Source organism: Phyllobacterium sp. 22552, assembly GCF_052044585.1.
Classification (GTDB): domain Bacteria; phylum Pseudomonadota; class Alphaproteobacteria; order Rhizobiales; family Rhizobiaceae; genus Phyllobacterium; species Phyllobacterium ifriqiyense.
Window position 1 is genome coordinate 23,577 of record NZ_JBQENG010000009.1, and the last position, 23,953, is coordinate 47,529.

22 protein-coding genes and 1 tRNA gene are annotated in these 23,953 nt (G+C 53.0%); 10 read left to right on the forward strand and 13 right to left on the reverse strand.

Translation table 11 applies throughout. The features are described 5' to 3' along the window. Window positions 1-36: 36 nt before the first annotated feature. The 4 genes from ACTJI9_RS19680 to cbiE all read right to left on the reverse strand — a co-directional run bounded on the left by ACTJI9_RS19680 (window position 37) and on the right by cbiE (window position 4,501). Window positions 37-1,044, reverse strand: coding sequence for an AI-2E family transporter (locus ACTJI9_RS19680; RefSeq protein WP_440810457.1), 1,008 nt, complete (start codon window positions 1,042-1,044; stop codon window positions 37-39). 185 nt (window positions 1,045-1,229) lie between these two features. Continuing rightward, window positions 1,230-2,027: a mechanosensitive ion channel family protein gene (locus ACTJI9_RS19685; protein WP_337354302.1), complete on the reverse strand. Its 798-nt coding sequence runs from the start codon at window positions 2,025-2,027 to the stop codon at window positions 1,230-1,232. A gap of 65 nt (window positions 2,028-2,092) precedes the next feature. Further along, entirely contained in the window at window positions 2,093-3,139 is a 1,047-nt protein-coding gene (locus ACTJI9_RS19690) for a DUF475 domain-containing protein (RefSeq protein ID WP_115054240.1), read from the reverse strand. 147 nt (window positions 3,140-3,286) lie between these two features. Further along, window positions 3,287-4,501, reverse strand: coding sequence for a precorrin-6y C5,15-methyltransferase (decarboxylating) subunit CbiE (cbiE, locus tag ACTJI9_RS19695; RefSeq protein ID WP_440810460.1), 1,215 nt, complete (start codon window positions 4,499-4,501; stop codon window positions 3,287-3,289). Between the two features lie 132 nt (window positions 4,502-4,633). Here cbiE and cobG point away from each other — a divergent pair, with 132 nt between their 5' ends. The 5 genes from cobG to purU all read left to right on the forward strand — a co-directional run bounded on the left by cobG (window position 4,634) and on the right by purU (window position 9,787). Further along, window positions 4,634-6,004 carry a precorrin-3B synthase gene (gene cobG, locus ACTJI9_RS19700; RefSeq protein WP_440810461.1) on the forward strand — a complete coding sequence of 457 codons (1,371 nt, stop codon included), beginning with the start codon at window positions 4,634-4,636 and terminating at the stop codon, window positions 6,002-6,004. Further along, window positions 5,997-6,623, forward strand: coding sequence for a precorrin-8X methylmutase (locus tag ACTJI9_RS19705; protein WP_307280616.1), 627 nt, complete (start codon window positions 5,997-5,999; stop codon window positions 6,621-6,623). The genes cobG and ACTJI9_RS19705 overlap by 8 nt, the downstream gene beginning before the upstream one ends. Beyond that, complete coding sequence (locus ACTJI9_RS19710; protein ID WP_115054236.1) at window positions 6,623-7,363, forward strand: precorrin-2 C(20)-methyltransferase; 741 nt, start codon at window positions 6,623-6,625, stop codon at window positions 7,361-7,363. The genes ACTJI9_RS19705 and ACTJI9_RS19710 overlap by 1 nt, the downstream gene beginning before the upstream one ends. Next, window positions 7,360-8,775 (forward strand): precorrin-3B C(17)-methyltransferase, encoded by a 1,416-nt coding sequence (cobJ, locus tag ACTJI9_RS19715; RefSeq protein WP_440810463.1) that lies wholly within the window; start codon window positions 7,360-7,362, stop codon window positions 8,773-8,775. The genes ACTJI9_RS19710 and cobJ overlap by 4 nt, the downstream gene beginning before the upstream one ends. 157 nt (window positions 8,776-8,932) lie before the next feature. Next, window positions 8,933-9,787: a formyltetrahydrofolate deformylase gene (purU, locus tag ACTJI9_RS19720; RefSeq protein WP_115054234.1), complete on the forward strand. Its 855-nt coding sequence runs from the start codon at window positions 8,933-8,935 to the stop codon at window positions 9,785-9,787. 33 nt (window positions 9,788-9,820) lie between these two features. Here purU and ACTJI9_RS19725 read toward each other — a convergent pair whose 3' ends face one another. Then, window positions 9,821-10,744, reverse strand: coding sequence for a 2-hydroxyacid dehydrogenase (locus ACTJI9_RS19725; protein ID WP_115054233.1), 924 nt, complete (start codon window positions 10,742-10,744; stop codon window positions 9,821-9,823). Between the two features lie 173 nt (window positions 10,745-10,917). Here ACTJI9_RS19725 and ACTJI9_RS19730 point away from each other — a divergent pair, with 173 nt between their 5' ends. Both ACTJI9_RS19730 and ACTJI9_RS19735 read left to right on the forward strand, forming a co-directional pair. Next, window positions 10,918-12,108: an alpha-hydroxy acid oxidase gene (locus ACTJI9_RS19730; protein WP_307280626.1), complete on the forward strand. Its 1,191-nt coding sequence runs from the start codon at window positions 10,918-10,920 to the stop codon at window positions 12,106-12,108. A 4-nt stretch (window positions 12,109-12,112) separates the two neighbouring features. Then, window positions 12,113-12,748, forward strand: coding sequence for a glycosyltransferase family 29 protein (locus ACTJI9_RS19735; RefSeq protein WP_440810466.1), 636 nt, complete (start codon window positions 12,113-12,115; stop codon window positions 12,746-12,748). A gap of 22 nt (window positions 12,749-12,770) precedes the next feature. Here ACTJI9_RS19735 and ACTJI9_RS19740 read toward each other — a convergent pair. Next, window positions 12,771-12,845 (reverse strand) — tRNA-Glu (locus tag ACTJI9_RS19740). 76 nt (window positions 12,846-12,921) lie between these two features. Continuing rightward, on the reverse strand, window positions 12,922-13,320 hold the full coding sequence (locus tag ACTJI9_RS19745; protein WP_336442077.1) for a fimbrial protein: 399 nt from the start codon (window positions 13,318-13,320) through the stop codon (window positions 12,922-12,924). A 92-nt stretch (window positions 13,321-13,412) separates the two neighbouring features. On the opposite strand from ACTJI9_RS19745, the gene ACTJI9_RS19750 reads away from it, so the two are divergent. Together ACTJI9_RS19750 and rpoH are read left to right on the forward strand one after the other, a co-directional pair. Then, window positions 13,413-14,414 carry an RluA family pseudouridine synthase gene (locus tag ACTJI9_RS19750; protein ID WP_115054229.1) on the forward strand — a complete coding sequence of 334 codons (1,002 nt, stop codon included), beginning with the start codon at window positions 13,413-13,415 and terminating at the stop codon, window positions 14,412-14,414. Between the two features lie 226 nt (window positions 14,415-14,640). Further along, complete coding sequence (gene rpoH / locus ACTJI9_RS19755) at window positions 14,641-15,552, forward strand: RNA polymerase sigma factor RpoH (protein ID WP_115054228.1); 912 nt, start codon at window positions 14,641-14,643, stop codon at window positions 15,550-15,552. A gap of 54 nt (window positions 15,553-15,606) precedes the next feature. On the opposite strand, the gene ACTJI9_RS19760 is transcribed toward rpoH, so the two are convergent. Further along, a complete protein-coding gene (locus ACTJI9_RS19760) occupies window positions 15,607-17,190 on the reverse strand; it encodes a transcriptional regulator (protein ID WP_440810469.1) in 1,584 nt (527 codons plus the stop codon). Window positions 17,191-17,244: 54 nt separating this feature from the next. Beyond that, on the reverse strand, window positions 17,245-18,537 hold the full coding sequence (locus tag ACTJI9_RS19765) for an adenylosuccinate synthase (RefSeq protein WP_115054226.1): 1,293 nt from the start codon (window positions 18,535-18,537) through the stop codon (window positions 17,245-17,247). Window positions 18,538-18,723: 186 nt separating this feature from the next. Here ACTJI9_RS19765 and ACTJI9_RS19770 point away from each other — a divergent pair, with 186 nt between their 5' ends. Further along, window positions 18,724-19,635, forward strand: a complete 912-nt coding sequence (locus ACTJI9_RS19770) for a DMT family transporter (protein WP_307280645.1) — start codon at window positions 18,724-18,726, stop codon at window positions 19,633-19,635. Here ACTJI9_RS19770 and ACTJI9_RS19775 read toward each other — a convergent pair. The 4 genes from ACTJI9_RS19775 to ACTJI9_RS19790 all read right to left on the reverse strand — a co-directional run bounded on the left by ACTJI9_RS19775 (window position 19,613) and on the right by ACTJI9_RS19790 (window position 23,928). Beyond that, complete coding sequence (locus tag ACTJI9_RS19775; protein ID WP_440810472.1) at window positions 19,613-20,128, reverse strand: GNAT family N-acetyltransferase; 516 nt, start codon at window positions 20,126-20,128, stop codon at window positions 19,613-19,615. The two genes, ACTJI9_RS19770 and ACTJI9_RS19775, sit on opposite strands and share 23 nt — an antisense overlap. A 15-nt stretch (window positions 20,129-20,143) precedes the next feature. Next, window positions 20,144-21,739: a phosphoglycerate dehydrogenase gene (serA, locus tag ACTJI9_RS19780; RefSeq protein WP_115054223.1), complete on the reverse strand. Its 1,596-nt coding sequence runs from the start codon at window positions 21,737-21,739 to the stop codon at window positions 20,144-20,146. A gap of 71 nt (window positions 21,740-21,810) precedes the next feature. Further along, complete coding sequence (locus ACTJI9_RS19785) at window positions 21,811-22,986, reverse strand: phosphoserine transaminase (RefSeq protein WP_115054222.1); 1,176 nt, start codon at window positions 22,984-22,986, stop codon at window positions 21,811-21,813. A gap of 168 nt (window positions 22,987-23,154) precedes the next feature. After that, on the reverse strand, window positions 23,155-23,928 hold the full coding sequence (locus ACTJI9_RS19790; RefSeq protein WP_440810474.1) for an outer membrane protein: 774 nt from the start codon (window positions 23,926-23,928) through the stop codon (window positions 23,155-23,157). Between the last annotated feature and the right edge of the window lie 25 nt (window positions 23,929-23,953).

The following is a 23,953-nucleotide window of genomic DNA, read 5'->3' on the forward strand; positions in this document are numbered from 1 at the left end:
CTTCGCGACATTGGCCAACAGACATATCGCCGCCATTTAAATCAAGCCGCGCAGCTTCAACTCGTCCTTGAGATAAGCATAGTAGATAGGCGCAGCGACAAGTCCAGCAATGCCGTACCAGGCTTCAAAAACAATCATTGCAAGCAACAATTCCCAGGCGGCAGCCTTGATACGCGACCCGATAATCTTCGCATTCATAAAATACTCAAGCTTATGAATAATAATCAGAAATGCGAGAGATCCGACCGCTGCGCCGAAGGAAACGCTGAGCGCAACAATGACGATTACAGTGTTTGATATCAAATTACCTATGACTGGAAGCAAACCGACAAAAAATGTTACTGCAATCATGGTCTTGACCAATGGCAAGTGAATGCCAAACGCTGGCAATACTACGGCCAGGAAAATTCCGGTAAAAAATGTGTTTAACGCAGAAATACGCAACTGCGAAAAGACGATATTGCGAAATGCATTGCTTAACAATGCTGCGCGCTCCGTCAGGGCTACAGCCAGAGGGCCGGGCTTTTTGGTCGGCGATACAGATGTCAGCGCGATCAATCCACCAATGACCATGCCAAGGATGATCCGTATGAGCAGGACACCAATATCGCGACCGACGAGCTGTAATTGCCCGGCATGATTGCGTAACCATGCGGCGGCAAAGCTTTCCAGCTCTTCAAGGTTGGATGGAAAATAGTCACGCGCCCAAGTCGGCAGATGAAGCTGCGCTGTATCAATGATCTCAGCCATTTTTTGGAACAGTGAAACTATGCCTTCCGACCCATCGGTCAACAGCACCATGCCCCGCATCACACCAATAACGACGAGAAGTATAAAAATTAGCGCAAGTATCGCCAGCGCCAATGTTCTTGTTAAACCATTGGAAACGCCCATTCTTCCAAGTAAAGGGGCGGCCATATGCACCAGACTATAGACCAGAAGTCCAGCCAGAAGCGCGGAAAGCAATCCAAGTTGAAGGGCGCCTAAAAGTGCGACAAGTGCCAATATATACGAAGCTATTTGAGGCTTTGAGATCGTCTGCAAGAGGTCACCAAACAAGGAGAAAATGGATGGAACGTTCCTAGACTTGAAACCTCTTGCTGCGCAAGGCCAATTACAAGAATTGATGCTCCGCTATGGCAATAGTCGCCTGGCACAGATTATTTTTTGGTATTTCATCCATAAAAACCGATCACTTACCGATGCAATGCAAATGACTTGATTATCCGCTATTCTTTGACATTCAACGCTTTTCTTACGCTCTTGTTCAGCTCGATTTTTGCGGAAAGAAAATCCGGGACGGTCGTCCAATATCGTAGCGTTACACTCATCGTCGTTTCGCCCAACTCAGCAATGAATGTATCCGGAGCGGGGGTTTCTTTCACATAAGGACTGTTTACGGCAAGAGCGGTCAGCGTTGCTTGTATCTCGTCGAAGTCGTCAGCATTATCAATAGTAACCGTGATGTCATTTCGTCTTGCACCATTGCGCGTGAAATTCTTCACCGGCTGAGTCCAAAGAGTTGAATTTGGCGCAAGCAAATATATACCATCGGCAGAGCGCAAACGTGTTGCGAATAGTCCGATTTCCTCGACCGTGCCAGAAATACTGCCGACCTCTACATATTCGCCAATACGCAGAGGACGAAGCGCAAGCAACATGATCCCCGCAGCAATATTCTGCAAGGTTCCCTGCAGCGCCAAGCCAATGGCCAGACCGACTGCACCAATGGCAGCTATCATCGACGCGGTTTGAATTCCGAACTGGCCAAGAACCATAACGATTACAAGGCCTAAGACCATATAGCGCGCAATCTTTGAGAAGAACCGGCGCAGGGTCATGTCAAACCCGCTCACCTGCCCAAGTCCAGCATAGACCCAGCGCTCTACCAAACGAGCGGCAAGAAAGCCGACGACCAGCAACAAGATCGCGCCTATGACCGAGAATGAATAGGTGACGATCAGCACTCTGGCTTGATCAATCGCTGCCTGAATGGCGGAAAGAGAGTTCTGGGGATCAAGTTCCATACGGGTGGTCTCCTTTTGGCAAGAAGGTTCAACCCCTATGGCGCTCGGATAGTTCCGTCAAACGGCTAAGCTTCGATAGCTTCCGGATTACGGCGACGATAAATGATCGACGAAACCAGCGAGAATACTATCAGCGTTGCACCAATCAGACCGGTGATTACTTCCGGAATGTGGAACAGTGTCTGGCAATACATGATGACTGCTAGAACGAGGATCGCATAAAATGCGCCGTGCTCCAGATATCGATACTGACCGAGCGTTTCCTTTTCGACCAGCATGATTGTGAGCGACCTTACATAGAACGCACCGATACCAAGGCCGATGGCGATAACAAAAAGGTTGGTTGAAAGGGCAAAAGCGCCAATGACACCGTCGAAAGAGAAACTCGCATCCAGCACTTCGAGGTACAGGAATGCGCCCAATCCACCCTTGTGAACAGTATCCATCTGCTCCTGCGTGGCATCCAGCACTGCGCCGATGCCTTCGACAACGAGGAATGTAAGCAGCCCGTAAATGGCCGACGTCAGGAACGTTACCGAGTCTTCTCCAACGAGTTGGCGGGAGAAGAAAATGATCAGGACAAGAACAACGCCGACTTCAATGCCCTGAATTGATGCAAAGCGGGATGCACGGCTTTCGATGAGCTTGATCCAATGAACGTCTTTCTCATGATCGAAGAAGAATTTAAGCCCCACCATCAGGAGGAAAGTACCGCCAAAAGCAGCGATCCCGACATGCGCCTCCTTCATTATGCGCGCATATTCTTCAGGATTGGAGATGGCCAGTTTCATCGCGGAAATCGGATCAATCCAGGCGGCAACTGCCACAATGGCAAGCGGGAAAACAATGCGCATGCCGAAAACGGCTATGATGATGCCCCATGTCAGGAAGCGATGCTGCCAGACCGGGTCCATGTCCTTGAGTATTTTGGCATTTACGATGGCGTTGTCGAATGACAGCGATATTTCCAATACACCAAGCACAGCGCAGATAAACAGCACCGACAATGCGCCCTGTATATTTCCGGAGTAGATGAAGCCTATCCAGGCCCCGGCCGCCAATCCGAAAATTGTGAAAAGAATTGGCCAGATGAAATATTTATAAGTTGCCATGCGTGTTTCCTGCTCCTGACTCCCTGATTGCCATCAGGACGGGACTTCAACGTTTTTTATTACGTTAAGAATATGAATTTCCACCCGAATGCAATCTCCCACTACCCTTAGAAAGCATAATCCTGTCTTAATCCTGTCGCGAACTCCTTACACCTGCTTGCGAACGGTATAAATAGTAACGGGCAAGGCTGATCGCCAACTATCAAAGCTTCCAAGCGGCTGCGCATGCGACACGCTTAGCTTGATGAGATCTCCACCATGCACTTCCCGCCAACCGACCAGCGCCATTTCGCTTTGAATGGTAACAGCATTTGCGACAAGCCTGCCACCCGGCTTCAATGCAAGCCAGCATGCATCCAAAACCCCGGGGTCAGTCACGCCACCGCCGATGAAAATCGCATCGGGAGTGTCGAGCTCCGCCAGTGCATCCGGCGCTTGCCCCCGCACAAGTTCGAGGCCGGGCACGCCAAGCGTTTTACTATTCTGGATAATCAGAGCCTGCCGCTTCTCGTCGGCCTCGATCGCAATCGCCTTGCATGTCGGATGCGAGCGCATCCACTCAATGCCGATCGAGCCGCATCCTGCTCCGACATCCCAAAGCAATTCGCGCGGCAAGGGTGCCAGATGCGCCAAGGTTACTGCTCGCACATCCCGCTTCGTCAACTGCCCGTCATGTTGGTAAGCCTCGTCTGACAGACCCGCCATAAGGGGATATGAGAGCGAGAATTGATCAGGCTGCCCACAATCCACTGCAAGAACATTGAGGTCCGCACAACGCAATTGGTTCCAGCTTTGTGCAACACCATCAATGCGCCGTTGATTCTCGCCTCCTAAATGCTCGAGCACAGTCAGACGAGCCGTAGTAAAGCCCGACTCGATCAAAAGCCGTGCCACATGGGTAGGCGTTTCACCATCATTGCTGAGAATAAGCAGCTTTGCATCAGGCACAAAGGACTTCGCCAAGGTTTCGAGCGCTCGTCCATGAACACTGAGCAACTCTATGTCTTGTATGGGCCAACCCAGGGCAGCAGCAGCAAGCGAGAATGATGAAGGCGAAGGCAAAACCAGCATTTCCTCCGCGCTCAGGTGCCGCGTGAGCGTTGCCCCCATGCCGTAATGCATCGGATCGCCGCTTGCCAGAACGACAACTGCGTTTCCACGCAAGGCAAGCAGCATCGCATAGGCGTCTGAAAACGGTGTCGGCCATGCTATACGCTTCGCGCCAAATTCTTCGGGCAGGAGATCAAGGTGACGCTTGCCGCCGAATATGGTGCCCGCAGCTTTCAGGGCGGCCCGTGCATTCTGCCCAAGCCCCTCATATCCGTCTTCACCAATCCCGATTATCGTAAGCCACTGCGCCATCATCTATCCCGTTGAGCATTCAATGCCATGCATGCCCGAAAGCGCAAGATGGGTCAACGAAGGTTACAGCGATGAGAATGGTTGGCACACCCTGCGCCATCCTGTAAAACCGTCAAAGCCATGAGCCCGATAATGAAACCCGTCCGCAAAACTTTAGTCCATGACCGGCGCTCCGCCTGTCCGGGGTTGTTTCGTATGGCACAAGCGCTGGATGGCGGAATATGCCGGGTAAAACTGACGTTCGGCAACCTCACTTCCGATCAGGCAAGAGGGATAGCCCGGGCCGCTGAAGAGTTTGGTAATGGAATCATCGACATTACCAATCGGGCAAATGTGCAAATCCGCGGCGTTCGCCCGGACAGCGAAGACGCGCTTGTCGACAGTTTGCTCGCGCTCGGATTGGGGCCTCTGACTGACAAGGGGGATGATATACGCAATGTCATGATCAGCCCGCTTGTCGGACAAGACGATAAAAAAAGCGACATCAGGCCTCTGGCTACGCGCATTCTGACAGAATTGCAGACAAACCCTCGCTATCAGACGCTCTCACCCAAATTCTGTATACTCATCGATGGAGGTGAGGATGTTGCTATGGTCACTCATCCGCATGATCTTTGGCTAAGCCCGATCAACCCGGAAAATCCGGCTTCTGCCTCCGCCTTTGGTATCGCTGGCACTCCCCCTGTTCTTGCAGGGGATCAATCCGCTCTGGGACTAGTCAGCACAGAGAAATCCTTCGAACTGGTAACCGCCATTCTCGATCTTTTCATCGAATGGAACATTGCCAATCCAGATGCATCGCGTTTACGCCATATGCTTGCGGATTTGGGCCGAGACCACTTTATTGGTCGTGTTGAGGGGCGAGTTGACGAGTCTCTCCGCAATGCAGATCTCGGTCAGTGGCGCAGGACTCCACCGCAGGCAAATGGTCATCTGGGTATCGTGAAAACCTCCAATGCGAGTTTCCAGATGGTCGGCGCAATGCCACCACTTGGTCGCTTAATTCCCGATATGCTGCGTAATCTGGCCGCGATTGCCGATCGTTACTGCTCAGGGGCGCTGCAATTGACGCCATGGCAAAGTGTGCTTTTATCCGGAGTAGCGAAGGATCATGCCGAAGATGCGCTCGATGCACTGCGTGCACTTGGGCTTACCAGTGATCCTCTGGAGCCCATTGCAACGATGATCAGCTGCTCCGGATCGGCTGGCTGCAAATCCGCGCTGGCAGCGACGCAATCGGATGGTATCCGCCTCGCCACCTTGCTTGCCGGCAAATCCGAGATGCCGCAAATACACCTTACCGGATGCAGCAAGTCCTGCGCCTCACCTATGGCAAAACCCGTAACGCTCGTAGCAACCTCTGCGGGTCGCTATGATATCTTTCTGCAAGCGACCAATGGACCGTCGCGATTTGGCAAGCTATTGGCTAGCAACCGCACTATCGAGGAATCGGCCGAACTGATCGGCGCTAATTTCGGCTCCGGGGGGCCATCACATGCTTGACTACATTCGCGATGGCCAAGCGATCTATGATCGCTCCTTCGCTATCATTCGCTCTGAGGCTGACCTAAGCCGCATTCCTGCCGATCTGGAAAAACTTGCCGTGCGCGTTGCCCATGCCTGCGGGATGGTTGATGTGATTGAGGATCTGGCATTCTCGGATGGCGCTGCGACAGCAGGACGAAATGCCTTGCTTGCAGGCGCACCGATCTTGTGTGATGCGCGCATGGTTGCGGAGGGCGTCACACGCGCCCGCTTGCCTCGTGATAATCAAGTCATCTGCACATTGAACGACCCCTCCGTGCCAGCACTGGCAATGGAGATGGGTAACACACGCTCTGCTGCGGCTCTTGAACTCTGGCATCCTCATCTGGAGGGGGCTGTCGTTGCCTTTGGCAATGCTCCAACCGCGCTTTTTCGGCTTCTCGAAATGATTGAGGAAGGCGCTCCGCGTCCCGCACTGGTGCTTGGCTTTCCAGTTGGCTTTGTCGGTGCAATGGAATCAAAAGCTGCGCTTGCCGAAAATACCCATGGCATTCCTTTTGTCGTTGTTCATGGGCGTCGTGGTGGCAGCGCCATGGCTGCAGCCGCCATTAATGCGCTTGCGTCGGAGAAAGAATAATGGCGGCGCAGGGAAGACTGTTCGGACTGGGCGTCGGTCCCGGCGATCCGGAGCTCATCACATTGAAGGCGTTGCGGCTACTTCAGTCTGCGCCGGTCGTAGCCTACCATGCCGCAAAGGGCAAAAAGGGTAATGCTCTGACCATTGTTGAAAAATACCTCAGCGACAGCCAGTTGCTGGTGCCGCTGATTTATCCGGTTACAACCGAGATATTGCCAGCCCACATGAATTACGAGGCGATTGTCAGCGATTTTTACAGCGAAATCACCGGCGTTTTGCGCACTCATCTGGATGCGGGATCAGATGTGGCAGTCATCGCTGAAGGCGATCCCTTTTTCTATGGCTCATTCATGTATATCCATGATCGCCTGGCCGAAGACTATCAGACAGAGGTCGTGCCCGGTGTGTGTTCGGTCCTGGGCGGCGCGGCAGTTCTTGGCGCACCGCTTGTCTACCGCAATCAAACCCTGACGGTTCTCTCCGGAGTGCTTCCGGCGGAAGAATTGAAGACAAGACTTGCCGCCACGGAAGCCGCAGCGATTATGAAGCTTGGCAAAAACCTCGCAAAGGTGCGTGATGTTATTGCTGAGCTCGGCCTGATGGACCGCGCACTTTACGTTGAACGGGCGACTATGGACGCCCAGAAAATCGTACCGCTCAGCGAAGTGGATCCGGCGTCATCCCCCTACTTCTCGCTGATTCTGGTTCCCGGAGAAAAGTGGCAAGGCAACGGCGAATGATGGCCTCCCCCATTATTTTGGTTCTCTCCGCCTTAGGTTTGCAAACAGCATTGCAAATTAAGTCGGCCTTGGATGGAAGCACCATCTACGGGCTTGATACGCGCGTCGAAGGGGCTGACGAAAGCTTCGAAAATTTTGGTGACACTGTCCGCCAGCTTTATCAGGCAGGCCATCCCATTATCGCACTTTGCTCGGCAGGAATTATCATTCGTTCGCTCGCATCCATCTTGGAGAACAAGGGCGCGGAGCCGCCTGTACTTGCCGTCGCGGATGATGGTAGCACGGTGGTCCCGCTGCTCGGCGGAACGACTGGCGTCAATATTCTGGCGCGCCAGATTGCTACGATTCTCAATGTTCCAGCTGCTATCACCACGTCCGGCGAGCTTCGTTTCGGGACATGCCTGCTAAATCCACCGCCCGAATTCCAGCTGAAGAATCCCGGAAATGCCAAGAAGTTCATTGCCGATATGCTTGCCGGAAAGACCGTGCGCATAGAAGGAAGTGCGCCTTGGCTTGCCGATGCGCGTCTGCCACTGAATGATGAGGGCGAATTGCTTATCCGGGTGACGCCCGATGACGTGGTCGCAGGCGAAAATGAATTGGTATTTCAATCAACCGCACAGGTCGATCAGACTCGTCCACGAGGAAAACTCAGTGTTATAGGTCTTGGCCCGGGCAATCCCGATTTTATGGTTCCCGCCGTCAAACATGCACTGCAACAGGCTCAAGACATTCTTGGCTATGAAACCTATATTCGCATGGCTGGAACCTTTCGGCCCAACCAGACCATCCATGCGACCGATAATCGCGAAGAGATGCAGCGTGCCCGCCATGCTTTTGAACTTGCTGCAACAGGCCGGTCCGTGGTCATGGTTTCTTCCGGTGACCCCGGCGTTTTCGCCATGGCTGCAGCGGTGATCGAAGCCCTGCACGACTCCGACAATCCTGCATGGCATAGTGTAGAGCTGGAAATATTGCCGGGTGTCTCTGCTGCACTTGCTGCAGCGAGCAAAAGCGGTGCGCCCCTTGGTCATGATTTTTGCATCATTTCATTGTCGGATAATCTGAAGCCTTGGGAGATTATCGAAAAACGCATTTCACTGGCCGCCGAAGCAGATTTTGCTTTTGCCTTCTACAACCCGATTTCCAAGCCGCGGCCCTGGCAATTGCCCCGGGCGATAGAGTTGCTGCGCCAGCATCGCAATCCCGATACGCCGGTTGTCCTGGGCCGTGATATTGGCCGCCCGGCGGAGACCCTGCGAACGATACGGCTGGAAGACTTGACGCCAGAACAGGTCGACATGCGCACGGTCATCATTGTCGGCTCGTCATTAACGCGCAGTTTTCCCAAAACGGATGGCGGGGAATGGACTTACACACCCCGATGGTATGGCATCAAGCCTGACTCCTGATGTAATCCATCATCTAATCGACAAAAGACAATCGCCTCGGTCAAGGATGCCGGAAAAAGGACTGAGCACTTCGTTTTTGTGTCGACGCATTTCAACGGTGCCCCCTATGATCCCGCACAATTGCCAAGATCACTGAATGACGACAGACGGAGTTCCCATGCCAGACCAGAATTATGTCCTGACGCTTACCTGTGAAGACCGGCCAGGAATTGTTGCCTCGGTAACCACAGAACTAGCAGGCATGGATGCCAATATTGCTGAAAGCAATCAGTTCTGGGATCGCCAAACCAACCGCTTCTTCATGCGCATTGCATTTACGGCTGCCGAAGGAACATCGAAAGACGATGTAGAGCGAGCGCTCAAACCTGCTGTTACTCGCTTCGATATGAAGACAAGCCTCATCGATCAATCAAAGAAGCCAAGAATCATTATCATGGTCTCGCGTTTCGACCACGCTTTGCTGCACTTGATTTATCAGATCAAGGTAGGCTGGCTCGATGCGGAAGTCGCGGCGATCGTCTCCAATCATGAAGACAGCCGACGTTTTGCCGACCACGAAGGCATCCCATATCACGTGCTTCCCGTGTCAAAGGACAACAAGAAAGAGCAAGAAGATGCGCTGCTCAAAATTGTCAAAGACACTGGTGCTGATCTTGTGATTCTTGCCCGCTACATGCAGGTCCTTTCCGACAATCTCTCGAAGCGGCTGTTTGGCAAGGTTATCAATATTCACCACTCCTTCCTGCCAAGCTTCAAAGGTGCAAAGCCTTATCACCAGGCTTTCGAGCGAGGCGTGAAGCTGATTGGTGCAACGGCTCATTACGTGACGCCCGACCTTGATGAAGGTCCCATTATCGAACAGGAAACTGAACGCGTAACCCACGCCATGAGCGCAGAAGATTTTGTAGCCACGGGCCGTGACATCGAAAGCCGAGTGTTGGCCCGCGCGGTCAAGAAGCATCTTGAATCGCGCGTTATGCTCAATGGCCACAAGACAGTCGTCTTCGGCTAAAGCTTTCTTGCCTGAACGGAAGTTGCTCGCGGCCTATTTGGCCGCGAAATAATTATCGAGATTGGAGACAACGCGGTCAGCCATGGCCTTGCGGGTTTCAACCGTGGCGCTGCCCATATGCGGCTGTAGAACTACATTATCCAATGCGAACAAGTCCGCAGGCACGTTGGGCTCGTCAACAAAAACGTCAAGCCCGGCCCGGCCGAGTTCCTTTGACTTCAACAATTCGACCAGTGCAATTTCATCAACGACGGTTCCGCGAGCAACATTGATGAATGTTCCCTCGGGCCCAAGTGCCTGCAAAACTTCGCGAGAAATGACACCCTGCGTTGCCTCGCCGCCCGGCAGGATAGCAATCAATGCTGCGCAGTCGCCGGCCATCTCAACCAGATTGTCATAATGCTTAAATGAGATGTCGGGCTTCTTGTTACGCGTGTGGTAGACAACATCGCAGCCAAAAGCCAAGAGCTTGGTCGCGATTACGCTCCCAATCCGCCCCAGCCCGACAAGCCCGACTTTCTTTCCCTCAATACCGAGCGCCAGAGGAGCGGCTTCGCCCTTCGCCCACCGGCCTTCCCGTACAAACCGATCATTGGCAACGATGTCTCTCGTTGAGGCAAGCAAAAGTGTTATTGCCATGTTTGCTGTGTCTTCGTTGAGAACATCCGGCGTATTGGCAATTTTTATGCCCTTCTTATTGGCATAGGCCACGTCAAGAGAGTCGGTGCCGACGCCAAATGACGAAACAATTTTCACGGCGGTTAGAAGGTCAATCATGTCTGCTTTCAGCCCCGTGAAAGTGCTCGTCACAGCCGCCTCAAAGCGTGGCGCATGGGCTTGCAGAAAACCCAGCGCATCCTTCTCCTCATATAGCTTCTCGATCTCGTACTTTTTACCCAACTCTTCAATGAGATAGGGCATAAGCGGTCCGAGAATGAGAAGTGGTTGCTTTGACATGAGAATGAGTCCTATGGATCATGCGTGAAGAATATGCTGAACATAACGATGTTTCGATCACAATGACAAACCATTTACTCGTGAAGCGCTCACTCGTATATGATTATCGCGTGCAAAGTGCTTGCCTCACCGAGACACTCATATGAAAAACAGATATTTAAAGCGGGAAGAATATGGCCAAGAATCTGGAAATAGCTGACCTGAAAAGAATCGCGCAGCGTCGCGTTCCAAAAATGTTCTTTGATTATGCTGATTCAGGCGCCTGGACCGAAAGCACCTATCGCGCCAATGAGGAGGATTTCGCCAAGATTCAATTACGTCAGCGTGTTGCTGTCGACATGGCAGAGCGGACCTTGGAGTCAACAATGGTTGGCCAGCCAGTTTCAATGCCAGTCGCATTGGCACCGACCGGCCTGACCGGCATGCAGCATGCGGATGGCGAGATGCTCGCAGCTCAAGCCGCAGAAGATTTCGGTGTTCCGTTTACCCTGTCCACCATGAGCATCTGCTCTATCGAGGACGTTGCATCCGTTACGAAAAAGCCATTCTGGTTTCAGCTTTATGTCATGCGTGACCGCGACTTTATCAATAATCTGATTGATCGTGCCAAAGCGGCCAAATGCTCAGCTCTTGTCCTAACGCTGGATCTTCAAATTCTCGGCCAGCGCCATAAGGATATTCGCAATGGCCTGTCCGCCCCACCCAAAATAACACCATCCTTTCTCTGGCAGATGATGACCCGTCCACAATGGTGCATGGGCATGCTGAAAACGAAACGCCGTGGGTTCGGCAACATCATCGGTCACGTCAAGGGTGTAGAGAGTATGGCGTCGCTGGGTGTCTGGACCGCTGAACAGTTCGATCCGCGCCTCTCCTGGAGTGACGTGGCATGGATCAAGGAAAGATGGGGCGGCAAGCTCATCATCAAGGGTATTCTTGACGTTGAAGATGCCAAAATTGCTGCGGCCACGGGCGCTGACGCAATCATCGTGTCCAATCATGGAGGACGGCAGCTGGATGGCGCTCCCTCTTCCATTTCCGTGCTTGCCGAAATCGTCGACGCCGTCGGTGACAAGATTGAAGTTCTGTTTGATGGCGGTATTCGTTCTGGGCAGGACGTTCTGAAAGCACTTGCCATTGGCGCCAAAGGAACCTTCATTGGCCGGGCTTTTCTCTATGGTCTGGGCGCTGGCGGTAAGGCCGGTGTGACGGAAGCGTTGGAGATTATCCGCAAGGAGCTCGATATTACGATGGCTTTGTGCGGCGAACGGGATGTGAAGGTCCTTGATCGCAACAATCTCTATAAGAGCGGTCTTGAAACCAAACCGCGCATGGCTCAGGTCAAGAAAAAGAAAACTGGCTGATAAAATGACGCGTTCGCTCTCAGGTCTGTTCAAGAGGATTGTCATCGTTGGCAATGGACCTGTAAGGCCGGGCGTGGCTCACGCCATAGATAGCGCTGACATCGTTATCCGGTTCAATGAAGCGGTTATCATTCCTGAAATGACCGGCAGCAAGACAGATATTCTCTTCCTGATGAACTCCGGCAAATCAATGCAGGCACGTTTGGAAACGCCCTCTTATTGGCAAGAGCCGTTTGTGCGAGATGCGAAGGAGATTATTCTCCCCTACCACCCTTCAATCGTCAGACAGTATCATCCGCGGCCAAACCTCCTGTCCCGTTTAAAGGGTCGCAAGGCAGATTGGACGGCAGAAACATTGAAAAAGGTCCAGGCACTGGGCAAAAAGACGACCGTCCTCTCCGCCGAATTCTACTACGAAACCTGCCGGATACTTGATATCTCTACCAGCGATTTCAGTAAGGTTTTTCCAAGCTCCGGAGTACTGGCTATCCGCTATGTGATTGAAACTCTCGGAACGGATTCAACCCGTGTTGAGTTCTGCGGCTTCAGCTGGCAAGGCTGGAAAAGGCATTCCTGGGGAAATGAACAGCATTGGGTCGACGAACAGATCCAACAGGGACGTATTTTCCCGCTGGTTTAAAGACCTGACAATAAAGATGAATTGGTACGCCCAAGGGGAATCGAACCCCTGTTTGCGCCGTGAGAGGGCGCCGTCCTAACCGCTAGACGATGGGCGCATCGCAGTCGATGTCGCGGGTATAATCAAGGCAGGCGAAAAGTGCAATGGTCATTTGCAACCACCACACTCTTTGCCTAATTACCGGTCGCTTCGGCAATACGGGCTACGACGCGCTTGGTCGCTATGTCATAAATAAGGATTTGCCGAGTGCCGTTGGCCAATCTGGTTTCCAGTGAAAGCGTGTTATCGGAAAGGTTGTGCGACAATATTCGGGTGCCGGGATCTAGGACAATCGATTCTCCCGTCAGCGCTGCACCAAGAGCCTGGCCGGGCGAAACGACGCTAGGCGCAATTGGTACATCCGCTACAGGCTGGTTAATCTTGTAGACAATCGCCGCAAGCACCGCCATAAGACCAATGACCATAATACCGATGGACACAGCTAGCAGCCGGATCATCTTGCGGCGTACCCGCTCCATTGCCGGGTCCAGAGGCTGTTCTTCGCCATCCAGGTCTGGATTTATATTTGCCATGCACGGCATCTCCGAGTTTTAACTCGCACTCGCATCTCGCTTAAGCTAGCGGACGCAGCGCGGTAGGCCTCTGTAACGAAGGGACTAGGTTTTTGAAAGCGCTAATTACCGATATCGATGCTGCAGGCAAGCGTCTCGACGCTTGGTTGTCTGCTCAACTGGCGCCTGACCTGTCGCGAAATCGTATTCAGGCGCTGATAGGCGGCGGTCAGGTAACCATTGACGGCAAAGTCATCAGCGAGACCAAATATAAGCTTCGCGACGGCATGAGCATTGAGATCATAATTCCAGAACCGGAAGATGCAGCGCCATCCGGGGAGAACATTCCTCTCGATATTCTTTATGAAGACACAGATCTTATTGTTATCAACAAGCCGGCTGGCCTTGTCGTTCATCCCGGCAATGGCAACTGGTCCGGCACGCTCGTTAATGCCTTGATACACCATTGCGGGGATACGCTATCAGGCATTGGCGGCGTAAAACGGCCCGGGATTGTTCATCGCCTCGACAAGGAAACCAGTGGTGTCATCGTGGTCGCTAAGAACGATCTTGCCCACCGGCATTTGAGTGCACAATTTGCTGATCATGGCCGCACCGGAGACCTTGAGCGTGCTTATCTGGCAATAGTCTGGGGCACGCCCGACAGGACAACTGGTACGATAGATGCCCATCTTGGCCGCTCGCACCGAGACCGGACCAAACAGGCTATTGTTCACGAAGAACGGGACGACGCCCGCCATGCTGTCACGCATTTTGAAGTGCTTGAACGTTTTGGTGCTCGCGAAGATTCCACAGCGCTTGCATCCTTGGTCGAATGCCAGCTTGAGACCGGCAGAACACACCAGATCCGCGTACATATGACTCATATCGGCCATCCGCTGGTAGGCGATATGGAGTATGGCGGTGCGTACAAAACCAAGGCAAATAAATTTGATGAGCCATTGCAATCTATTGTCAAAGGCTTCAATCGCCAGGCATTGCACGCGCGGCTTCTGGCCTTTGAACATCCGGTGACAGGCGATCTTATGCGTTTTGAAGCCCCGCTTCCCACCGATATGGCTGAACTGCTTGAGGCATTTCGCGGATATCAATAACAAGGGAACCTTTCGGCTTCTGGCGCGTTAGGCTCGGTGAACATATATGACACGATTGTTCACATTTATGTGACGCTTTGTTTCATGACGAAATGCACCGTGTTTTTGACAAAATGATACCTATATATGCATAGCATTAATCTGCTCGCGCCAATGTTTCTGGGCGGGTGGTTGCTGCGAACCTGCCGATAATGGAGGTTCATTTCAAAATGAGGAGGGGTGCTCTGTGGCCCAAAATCTTCCAAGTATTCTAGGCGGTGACGGCGGACTTACCCGTTACCTAGAAGAAATCCGCAAGTTTCCAATGCTTGAACCGCAGGAAGAGTACATGCTCGCCAAGCGGTATCTGGAGCATACTGATGCTAAAGCCGCCCATAAGCTGGTAACAAGCCATCTGCGTCTCGTTGCAAAAATTGCGATGGGTTATCGCGGATATGGCCTGCCAATCGGCGAAGTTATTTCCGAAGGCAATGTCGGCCTGATGCAGGCCGTCAAACGCTTCGAGCCTGAGCGTGGTTTCCGTCTGGCGACCTATGCCATGTGGTGGATCAAAGCTTCCATTCAAGAATATGTCCTGCGCTCCTGGAGCTTGGTCAAAATGGGAACGACCGCCAATCAAAAACGCCTGTTCTTCAACCTGCGTAAGGTAAAGAGCAAGATTCAGGCGCTGGATGATGGCGATCTGAATCCTGAACAGGTCAAGGAAATCGCAACCCGCTTGAGCGTGTCCGAGGATGAGGTCATCTCGATGAACCGCCGTCTTTCCGGCGATGCGTCACTTAATGCGCCAATCCGTTCTTCGGATGGCGAGGCAGGTGGCGATTGGCAGGATTGGCTGGTTGATGATCACGACAGTGCCGAAACCATGCTCATCGAACAGGACGAGCTGGAAAATCGCCGCGAAATGCTCTCCGGCGCCATGTCGTCCTTGAATGATCGTGAACGCCGGATTTTCGAAGCCCGTCGATTGGCGGACGATCCAATTACGCTCGAAGATCTGTCTACCGAATTTGGCATCAGCCGCGAGCGTGTCCGGCAGATCGAAGTTCGCGCTTTTGAAAAAGTTCAGGATGCTGTGAAGGCTGCAGCCATTCGCCAGCAGAAAGCGCTGGTTTCCAGTGGTGCCGACGCAAACTGACAGACATCTTTACTCAATTAAAAAAGGCCGCTTAAGCGGCCTTTTTTATACCTATTAACCACCGACCTTTGTCGCCCATGATTTGAGCACTTCATCAAAGGCCCGTTCGCCCGGCAAACCCTTTTCAAGGGTGATAAGCGCGCGGCGGCCAGTCTTGTATGCGATAGGAATATCAATCCAGGACATGCGCCGCATCAGCGAAGTGTTGGTATCGACGGCCGTTTTTGCATCGTTCATCGCAATAATGAAGAAATTATCCGCGATCTTGGCTGGAATGGCGACAAGCGGGCTGCCCGGCGCTTCTTCCCTGTCCTTGAAAGTCATGCGGGAAACATTGTCGATAGAGCCACCGGCAAAACCTTCAGGCACCGTGAAAATCATCTCGATGAGATGGCTTGCAGGCAGGGTCTTGTCACCATTGCGGCGGATAATCATGCGCAGCTTGATCGCAAGTTCCGGAATCGTCACTTCAGCGCGAATCGCAGGCTCCGGCGGCAGATCATTGCCGGGAGATTCCTGGACGACGGACCATACGACGCCACCTTCTTCGCGTCTTTGCGCATCCTGCCCGGATCGTTCCTCATAGAAGAACGCCTTCTGACCAATCGGCAAGGCCGCAGGAGGTTGGATCTGTCCTGAAGGTTGCTGACCTGACGTTTCCGGTTGCGCTGCCGGATCGGATGTAGAGGTCGCTACAGACGTACCTTCGCCCACTGACGGCGTGTCATTGGCACGGCCGGGATCGATCTCCTGCCCATCAGGCAACAGCCTTTGCGTGAGCTTTGGCTCACCCTTCGGCTCCGTTGAGTTGGGTGTTGCCGTGGGCGTCGTTGCCGGTTGCGTGGGTTTGGCTGGCTGTTGTGGCGCAGGCTGATTGGCAGCCGTCTCAGCCGGATTTGTGGCCGTTTCGGGCTCAGAGCTGGTCATCAGGCTGGCAATATAATCTTTGGCGGCAACGGCCTGCTTCGAGATATCTTCTCGCCAAGTATAACCCGCATAAGCTACACCGGCGACGACAGCGAGCAGGGCAACGATGCTCAAGAGCGGCGCAAAGGACCGTTTCGGCTCAGCTTGTTTAAGCGGCCCGCGGGTATAGACTCCATAATCATTGCGTGAATCTTCAACACTGCTGATGCCAAATTCTTTCTCGTCAATCTCATTGCGAGAAAGGTCCGAACGGGCAGGCGCGCCTGGGAAGTCCTCTTCTTCGTTATCGGCACTTGGCTTGTCCTGGCTGGAAAGAAAATCTTCAAGCGCGTCTGGTTGCGATTCGATCGGCGTAAAAACTGGCGCAGCGGCAACCGGCTCGCTCCGTGACCACGAAGGGGCAGCTTCCTGCCTTGTGTTTGCAGTGGGGGGCGGTGCAAGATCTGGAACAGGTGGTGGTGGAGCAACCGGCAGCGGCTCCGGAATGGTCACTGCCTCTTCCTTCACCGGTGCGAAACTGGCTTCCACTTCGGCAATTGCATCATCAATCGCAGCGATCTGACGCTTCGACACGGCTTCAGGCGCATTCAATGTGACAAGTTTTTGCTCGATCGTTGCACGAGCCTTTGCATATACACGTTGACGGAGCTCGGGAGTTGGGTCCGCAAGCCCGTCAATTGTCTTCCTCAATACTGCAACGAAATCTGCCATTCACCCAAACCTATGGTTTTGTTGTGAGATTAACCTCAAGCCACCCGCACGACTCTAATCATGAAACGGATCGGTAACAAGTATCGTATCGTCCCGTTCCGGGCTGGTCGACAAAAGTGCGATCGGCGCACCGATCAATTCTTCCACGTAGCGGACATATTTGATTGCCTGTGCAGGAAGCTCGCTCCAACTGCGAGCACCAGCCGTGGTATCTTTCCAGCCTTCCAATGTCACATAGATTGGCTTGACGCGAGCCTGCTGGCCTTGGCCTGCCGGAAGATAGTCAATGACCTCGCCATCCAGTTCATAACCGGTGCAAACCTTGATCTCATCAAGCCCATCAAGGACATCGAGCTTGGTAAGAGCGATACCGCTGATGCCGTTATTTGCTACAGCTTGACGAACCAAAACCGCATCGAACCAGCCGCAGCGCCGCTTGCGACCTGTGACCACGCCAAATTCATGGCCGCGCTGGCCGAGGAACTCGCCGACCTCATTTTGCTGCTCGGTCGGGAAAGGCCCTTCGCCTACGCGCGTGGTGTAAGCTTTCGTAATGCCAAGCACGTAATGCAGCGAACCGGGTCCGATGCCTGAGCCAGCCGATGCCTGACCCGCCACGGTATTTGACGAGGTAACAAACGGATAAGTACCATGGTCGATATCGAGCAATGTTCCCTGCGCGCCTTCGAAGAGAATTCGCTCACCTGCGCGCTTCTTCTGGTCAAGGACGTACCATACGCGGTCCATGAATGGCAGAATATGCGGGGCTGCATCTTTCAGTTCGGCTAGAAGCTTTGCTCCGTCAACTTCTTCAATGCCAAGGCCACGGCGCAGCGGATTATGATGTGCGAGCAGACGTTCAATCTTTGCAGGCAGTGTATCGGGATCGGCCAAGTCAAGAACGTGAATAGCGCGACGTCCAACCTTGTCTTCGTAGGCAGGTCCAATGCCACGGCCCGTCGTACCGATTTTGGTGCCCGAATTCGAAGCTTCGCGGCGGCGGTCCAGCTCACCATGGATTGATAGAATAAGCGTCGTATTTTCGGCAATCTTCAGCGTCTCTGGCGTAATTTTAACGCCCTGCGCTTCCAGTTTTGCCTTTTCCGCGATGAAGGCGTGAGGATCAAAAACGACGCCATTTCCGATAATGGAAAGCTTGCCCGTACGAACAACGCCCGAAGGTAAAAGCGAAAGCTTGTAGGTGACGCCATCAACAACGAGCGTATGGCCGGCATTATGCCCGCCTTGAAAGCGAACGATGACATCAGCCCGCTCTGAAAGCCAATCGACAATCTTGCCTTTGCCTTCGTCACCCCATTGCGAACCGATCACGACAACGTTTGCCATTCAAAACTCCTTGAGTCGAATCCTACCAACGCATTTTGCTTAAATGCGGTGCTTCTATACAGGCTGGTTTGAAAAAGCGCGACTATTCTTTACGCTTTGCGAGCGACTATTTGGCTTTCTGTGACGAATAAACCTAATGTTGCTCCAAATGGTTGTAGCAATCGCGCAAACAGAAAAGCTGATCCCATGCATCGTACCGCCTATATCTATCTTCTGATCACTGCTTTCCTCTGGGGTGGCAATGCAGTTGCTGGGAAATTTGCCGTTGGACATATTTCTCCAATGCTTTTGACCGTGCTGCGCTGGCTCTTTGCTTTTCTGATCGTCGCCATTATAAGCAACCGCCAATTGCGGCAGGATTGGCCTGTTCTGCGCAAATACATGCCTTTGCTTGCCGCACTCGGTGCTTTCGGATTTACTTTCTTTAATATGGCCCTCTACAGCGCCTTGAATTACACGTCGGCGATCAATGTCACCATTGAGCAGGCAGGTATTCCGATGGTGATCTTCATTGCCAATCTTATCCTGTTTGGGACACGTGTTCGCCTGGGGCAAGTGCTCGGCTTTAGCCTGTCGCTCATCGGCGTCGCATTGACGGCTGGCCATGGCGACCTTGCCAGCCTATCGGGCTTGAAGGTCAATCTTGGCGACGCCTTGATGCTGATCGCCATTCTTGTTTACAGCGGATATACGGTGGCGCTACGTTTTCGCCCGGAGCTAAACTGGCAAAGCCTGATGGCGGCGATGACCTTTTTCGCCTTCCTGACCGCAGTTCCTTTTGCATTTTGGGAATGGCAAGTCGGGGCGGCAATGCTGCCGGACACAACGGGCTGGACTGTCGTGATCTATACAGCCGTGTTGCCTTCAATTGTAGCACAGGTGCTTTTCATCAAGGGTGTCGAATATATCGGCGCAAATCGCGCCGGGCTTTTCATCAATGCCGTGCCAATATTTGGCACTTTTCTCGCAGTCTTTCTGCTCGGTGAAGCGTTCCAGCCTTACCATGCCGTGGCTCTCATACTCGTTCTTGGCGGCATATGGATTGCGGAGCTTAGTGGCCGCAAACATGCAACAGTCAGCCCAGATATCGCACCATGAAACGCGCATCGTCAGAATAGGTCCGAAGCTTCGTTTCGAGCTCCGGTCGATCATCCGGTTCAAATCCCTGCTTTTGCCAGAATCCTGTGGAGCCATTTACCGCAATCAAGGACATTGTTGCGAATCGGGACCTTTGCGCATGATCAGCAAGAATAGACACGATTTCTCGCGCAGCGCCGGTGCCGCGGGATTGAGGCAGCAAAGCTATATCGTGCAGATAGTACGTCGTGGGTTCGCTGGGTAATTGATCAAGCAGGCTATTGAGCGCCGGCATTGTATAGAGAAGCCATGGATGGGTAAGAGCATATCCAATCAGCTTCCCATCGCCATCCTGCAGGACATGACATCCATCCGGATAAAGCTGCAGCCGTTCTTGATAAACGGCATCCGCCTCGAAGAAATCCGTATGGATAATATTTGCCATGGCGCTGACAGAGGCAAGATCGCTCACCTTCATCGGGCGCCATTGCAATATTTGTGAACCGGATACCATAAATGGTTTCTACTATCAGGAAACGTCGAACTCCAGCGGCTTGGCGGAAACGATCGCTTTATTGTCGATCAATTCCTGCAGAACTGCCTCTGGAATACGTTCGTCAAGATAAAGCAGTGCGATCGCATTGCCGCCTGGATGATCGCGGCCAAGCGAAAAGTTCGCAATATTGACTGCGTTCCTGCCGCAAATAGTTCCCAACGTGCCAATCATGCCAGGCGTATCATTGTTGGTTGTATAGAGCATGTGTTGGCCCACTTCCGCATCAAGGTTGATTCCCTTGATCTGAATGAATCGGGGCTTGCCGTCGGAAAAACAGGTTCCAGCAATTGAACGCGTGAGTGACGCGGTTTTAACTGTGAGCTTGATATAACCATCGAATACGCCCGACTTGTCGCGGCGCACTTCAGACAGCACAATCCCACGCTCTTTTACCATAACTGGCGCGGAGACCATGTTGACGTCGGCGACCTGCGGGCGGATCAAACCAGCCAGGGCCGCACTGATCAGCGCGCGTGTGTTCATCGCGGCTGTTGAACCATCGAAAAGAACTTCAACTTCCTCAATAGGCTCTTCGGTAACCTGGCCGACAAATGCGCCCAACACTTCCGCCAGTTTGACAAATGGCTTCAGTCGAGGTGCCTCTTCAGCGGTGATCGAAGGCATGTTTATCGCATTGGATACTGCGCCCTTGACCAAGTAATCCGCCATCTGTTCGGCAACCTGCAAGGCGACATTCTCCTGCGCCTCACTGGTTGAGGCACCAAGATGCGGAGTGCAAACCACGTTTGGAAGATGGAATAATTCGTTTTCAGTCGCCGGCTCAACTTCAAAAACGTCAATACCGGCTCCGGCAACCTTGCCGGATTTCAAAGCTGCGACGAGATCTTTCTCCACGATCAGACCGCCACGTGCGCAATTGATAATGCGAACACCATCTTTCATCTTGGCGATAGCATCAGCATTGATGATGCCACGGGTCTTGTCCGTCATCGGCGTATGTAGGCTAATGAAATCTGCGCGCGCCAGAAGCTCATCCAGTTCAACTTTCTCAACACCGAGTTCTTCGGCGCGTCCCTCCGAAAGGAATGGATCGAAAGCTATGACATGCATTTTGAGGCCAACACCACGCGTGGCCACGATTGAACCGATATTGCCGCAGCCAATGACACCGAGGGTCTTGCCGGTGATCTCGACACCCATGAAGCGGTTCTTTTCCCACTTGCCTGCACGTGTCGATGCATCAGCTTCCGGCAATTCGCGAGCAACGGCAAACATCAGCGCAACGGCGTGTTCTGCCGTTGTGATCGAGTTGCCGAACGGCGTATTCATCACAATGATACCGCGGCGGGATGCAGCCGGAATATCAACATTGTCGACGCCAATACCAGCGCGTCCGATGACTTTGAGGTTCTTGGCGGCAGCTATGAGCTTTTCCGTAACCTTGGTCGCAGAGCGGATAGCAAGCCCGTCATACTGATCAATGACGTCGAGCAATTTGTCTTTGTCCTTGCCAAGATCAGGAAGGTAATCGACTTCAACGCCGCGATCCTTGAATATTTGCACGGCAGTTGGAGAAAGCTTGTCGGATACGAGTACGCGTGGTGCCATGATGGCCTCCATCTTAAGATCACATGATTGAATGGGAATGGCCGCATGGTTGCGGCCACCACTGAATGAAATCAGGCTGCCTGCTTCAACGCGGCTTTCTGTGACTGGAAAGCCCAGTCAAGCCACAATGTCAGAGCCTGGAGATCCGAAGCCTCAACCGTCGCACCCGCCCATATACGCAGGCCTGAAGGCGCATCGCGATAGGCGCCAATATCGAAAGCGACACCCTCTTTTTCCAGTGCCGTCACGATGTTCTTGGCAAAGGTTGCCTGCGCGTCTGGTTCGAGAGCCGTGATTTCTGGGTCAATAATCGTCAGGCAAACTGAAGTGTTGGAGCGCGTTGATGGGACAACAGCCAAATTGCCAAGCCATGGCGAATTTTCAACGAAGGCATCAAGCACCGCAAAATTTGCGTCGGCGCGGCCAACCAGACCATCGAGCCCGCCGATAGACTTTGCCCAGTTCAACGCATCGAGGTAATCCTCGACGCAGAGCATTGAAGGCGTATTGATCGTTTCGCCAGCAAAAATGCCTTCGATCAGTTTGCCGCCAGATGTAAGGCGAAAAATCTTTGGCAGAGGCCATGCGGGCTTATAGGTCTCAAGACGCTGTACGGCACGCGGGCTCAAGATAAGCATCCCGTGCGCGCCCTCGCCGCCAAGCACTTTTTGCCATGAGAAGGTCACGACATCGAGCTTGTCAAAATCCAGACGCTGCGCAAATGCAGCCGATGTTGCGTCACAAATCGTCAAGCCTTTGCGGTCAGCCGGAATGAAGTCGCCATTCGGCACACGCACACCCGAAGTTGTGCCATTCCAGGTAAAGACCACATCGCGGTCAAAATCCACCTTGGAAAGATCCGGCAACGCGCCATAACCTGCTTCGATAAGACGGGTGTCGGCAAGTTTCAACTGCTTCACGACATCTGTAACCCAGCCAGAACCAAAGCTCTCCCAGGCAACCATGTCGACACCGCGCTCACCAAGCAGCGACCAAAGTGCCATCTCGACAGCACCGGTATCTGAGGCAGGAACAATGCCGATACGATAATCGGCAGGCACCTGCAGAATTTCACGGGTAAGATCAATTGCCTGTTTCAGCTTGGTCTTGCCGACCTTCGCGCGATGCGAGCGACCAAGCGGTGCGTCGGCGAGCGCTTGGAGCGACCAACCGGGACGTTTGGCACAGGGACCTGATGAAAAATTGGGGTTAGCCGGGCGCTGCGCCGGTTTGGAAAGCGTCGTCATGTTTTCTCCTATCCTCTCAGATAGCTTGCCTCTCGTTGGGGAGAGGTGGCCCACTGCGGGAATTAGGAGAAATGTCGTTTGCAGTCAAGAAATATGTTTAAGTGCGACACAGAAAACAAAAACGGCGAGCCATCCGCCTCGCCGCTTTGTTGAGATTAGCCGGTTCTATCAGAATGCGTAACGCACGCCGAGCTTGAAGTCATGCGAAGTAATATCCTTGAACTTCACTGACTCACCACGATTTGATCCATTATTATTGTAGAACGTGCCCGTCTTGGCATCACCGAGATCGACGTAACTATAGCCAAGATCAATAGTCATGTGTTCAGTCGCCTTGATGCCAACACCCGCATGCAGTGCCCATGCAAGGTTCCATTCCGATTCGCTAGCGGCATAACCGCCGCCATTCGTCACAACATTGACATCCCGGAACCCGGAGATTGTGTTGCGCGATGCACCGATACCAGCACCGAGGTAAGGTGTTATGCCCGCATAGGTTCCAAGATCGGCATAGGCATTGGCGAGGAACAGCCATTCGGATTTTTTCGCGCTATAATCATTGGTGCCATTATCGCCACCACCAGGAACGCCGTCTGTATCGTAGTAATCCTGCGCACTGAAATCGGTTTTCCCGCGATACTGCGCCGTGACGTCTGCACGAAGCCAATCATTGAACTGATAGCCGACACCGATCTGACCGGTCATCCCAGCGTCAAACTCGCCATCATTGTTCCACCCGAAATCCTCGGGACCAGAAAAAGCTGAGTAGCTGAGGCCCTTCAACCGCTGGTTGCTCATACCGAGATCGCCGCGCAGGTACCAACCACCGAATTGCTCTACCTCGACGATGGGTGCCTCCTGAATATCCGCAGCGAAGGCGGGGGCAGCCCCCAGGCAAAGAAGTGCTGCGCTCAGTGCAGCATATTTGTTAAAGGCGCTCATTTCTGTTCCCTCATAGGCCAAAAGT

What these genes read in the sequence shown, in the direction of transcription:
- ACTJI9_RS19685 (WP_337354302.1), bottom strand. Translation starts at nt 2,027, where the DNA reads ATGGAACTTGATCCCCAGAACTCTCTTTCCGCCATTCAGGCAGCGATT.
- ACTJI9_RS19690 (WP_115054240.1), bottom strand. Translation starts at nt 3,139, where the DNA reads ATGGCAACTTATAAATATTTCATCTGGCCAATTCTTTTCACAATTTTC.
- cbiE (WP_440810460.1), bottom strand. Translation starts at nt 4,501, where the DNA reads ATGGCGCAGTGGCTTACGATAATCGGGATTGGTGAAGACGGATATGAG.
- cobG (WP_440810461.1), top strand. Translation starts at nt 4,634, where the DNA reads ATGAAACCCGTCCGCAAAACTTTAGTCCATGACCGGCGCTCCGCCTGT.
- ACTJI9_RS19705 (WP_307280616.1), top strand. Translation starts at nt 5,997, where the DNA reads ATGCTTGACTACATTCGCGATGGCCAAGCGATCTATGATCGCTCCTTC.
- ACTJI9_RS19710 (WP_115054236.1), top strand. Translation starts at nt 6,623, where the DNA reads ATGGCGGCGCAGGGAAGACTGTTCGGACTGGGCGTCGGTCCCGGCGAT.
- cobJ (WP_440810463.1), top strand. Translation starts at nt 7,360, where the DNA reads ATGATGGCCTCCCCCATTATTTTGGTTCTCTCCGCCTTAGGTTTGCAA.
- purU (WP_115054234.1), top strand. Translation starts at nt 8,933, where the DNA reads ATGCCAGACCAGAATTATGTCCTGACGCTTACCTGTGAAGACCGGCCA.
- ACTJI9_RS19725 (WP_115054233.1), bottom strand. Translation starts at nt 10,744, where the DNA reads ATGTCAAAGCAACCACTTCTCATTCTCGGACCGCTTATGCCCTATCTC.
- ACTJI9_RS19730 (WP_307280626.1), top strand. Translation starts at nt 10,918, where the DNA reads ATGGCCAAGAATCTGGAAATAGCTGACCTGAAAAGAATCGCGCAGCGT.
- ACTJI9_RS19735 (WP_440810466.1), top strand. Translation starts at nt 12,113, where the DNA reads ATGACGCGTTCGCTCTCAGGTCTGTTCAAGAGGATTGTCATCGTTGGC.
- ACTJI9_RS19745 (WP_336442077.1), bottom strand. Translation starts at nt 13,320, where the DNA reads ATGGCAAATATAAATCCAGACCTGGATGGCGAAGAACAGCCTCTGGAC.
- ACTJI9_RS19760 (WP_440810469.1), bottom strand. Translation starts at nt 17,190, where the DNA reads ATGGCAGATTTCGTTGCAGTATTGAGGAAGACAATTGACGGGCTTGCG.
- ACTJI9_RS19765 (WP_115054226.1), bottom strand. Translation starts at nt 18,537, where the DNA reads ATGGCAAACGTTGTCGTGATCGGTTCGCAATGGGGTGACGAAGGCAAA.
- ACTJI9_RS19770 (WP_307280645.1), top strand. Translation starts at nt 18,724, where the DNA reads ATGCATCGTACCGCCTATATCTATCTTCTGATCACTGCTTTCCTCTGG.
- ACTJI9_RS19775 (WP_440810472.1), bottom strand. Translation starts at nt 20,128, where the DNA reads ATGGTATCCGGTTCACAAATATTGCAATGGCGCCCGATGAAGGTGAGC.
- serA (WP_115054223.1), bottom strand. Translation starts at nt 21,739, where the DNA reads ATGGCACCACGCGTACTCGTATCCGACAAGCTTTCTCCAACTGCCGTG.
- ACTJI9_RS19785 (WP_115054222.1), bottom strand. Translation starts at nt 22,986, where the DNA reads ATGACGACGCTTTCCAAACCGGCGCAGCGCCCGGCTAACCCCAATTTT.
- ACTJI9_RS19790 (WP_440810474.1), bottom strand. Translation starts at nt 23,928, where the DNA reads ATGAGCGCCTTTAACAAATATGCTGCACTGAGCGCAGCACTTCTTTGC.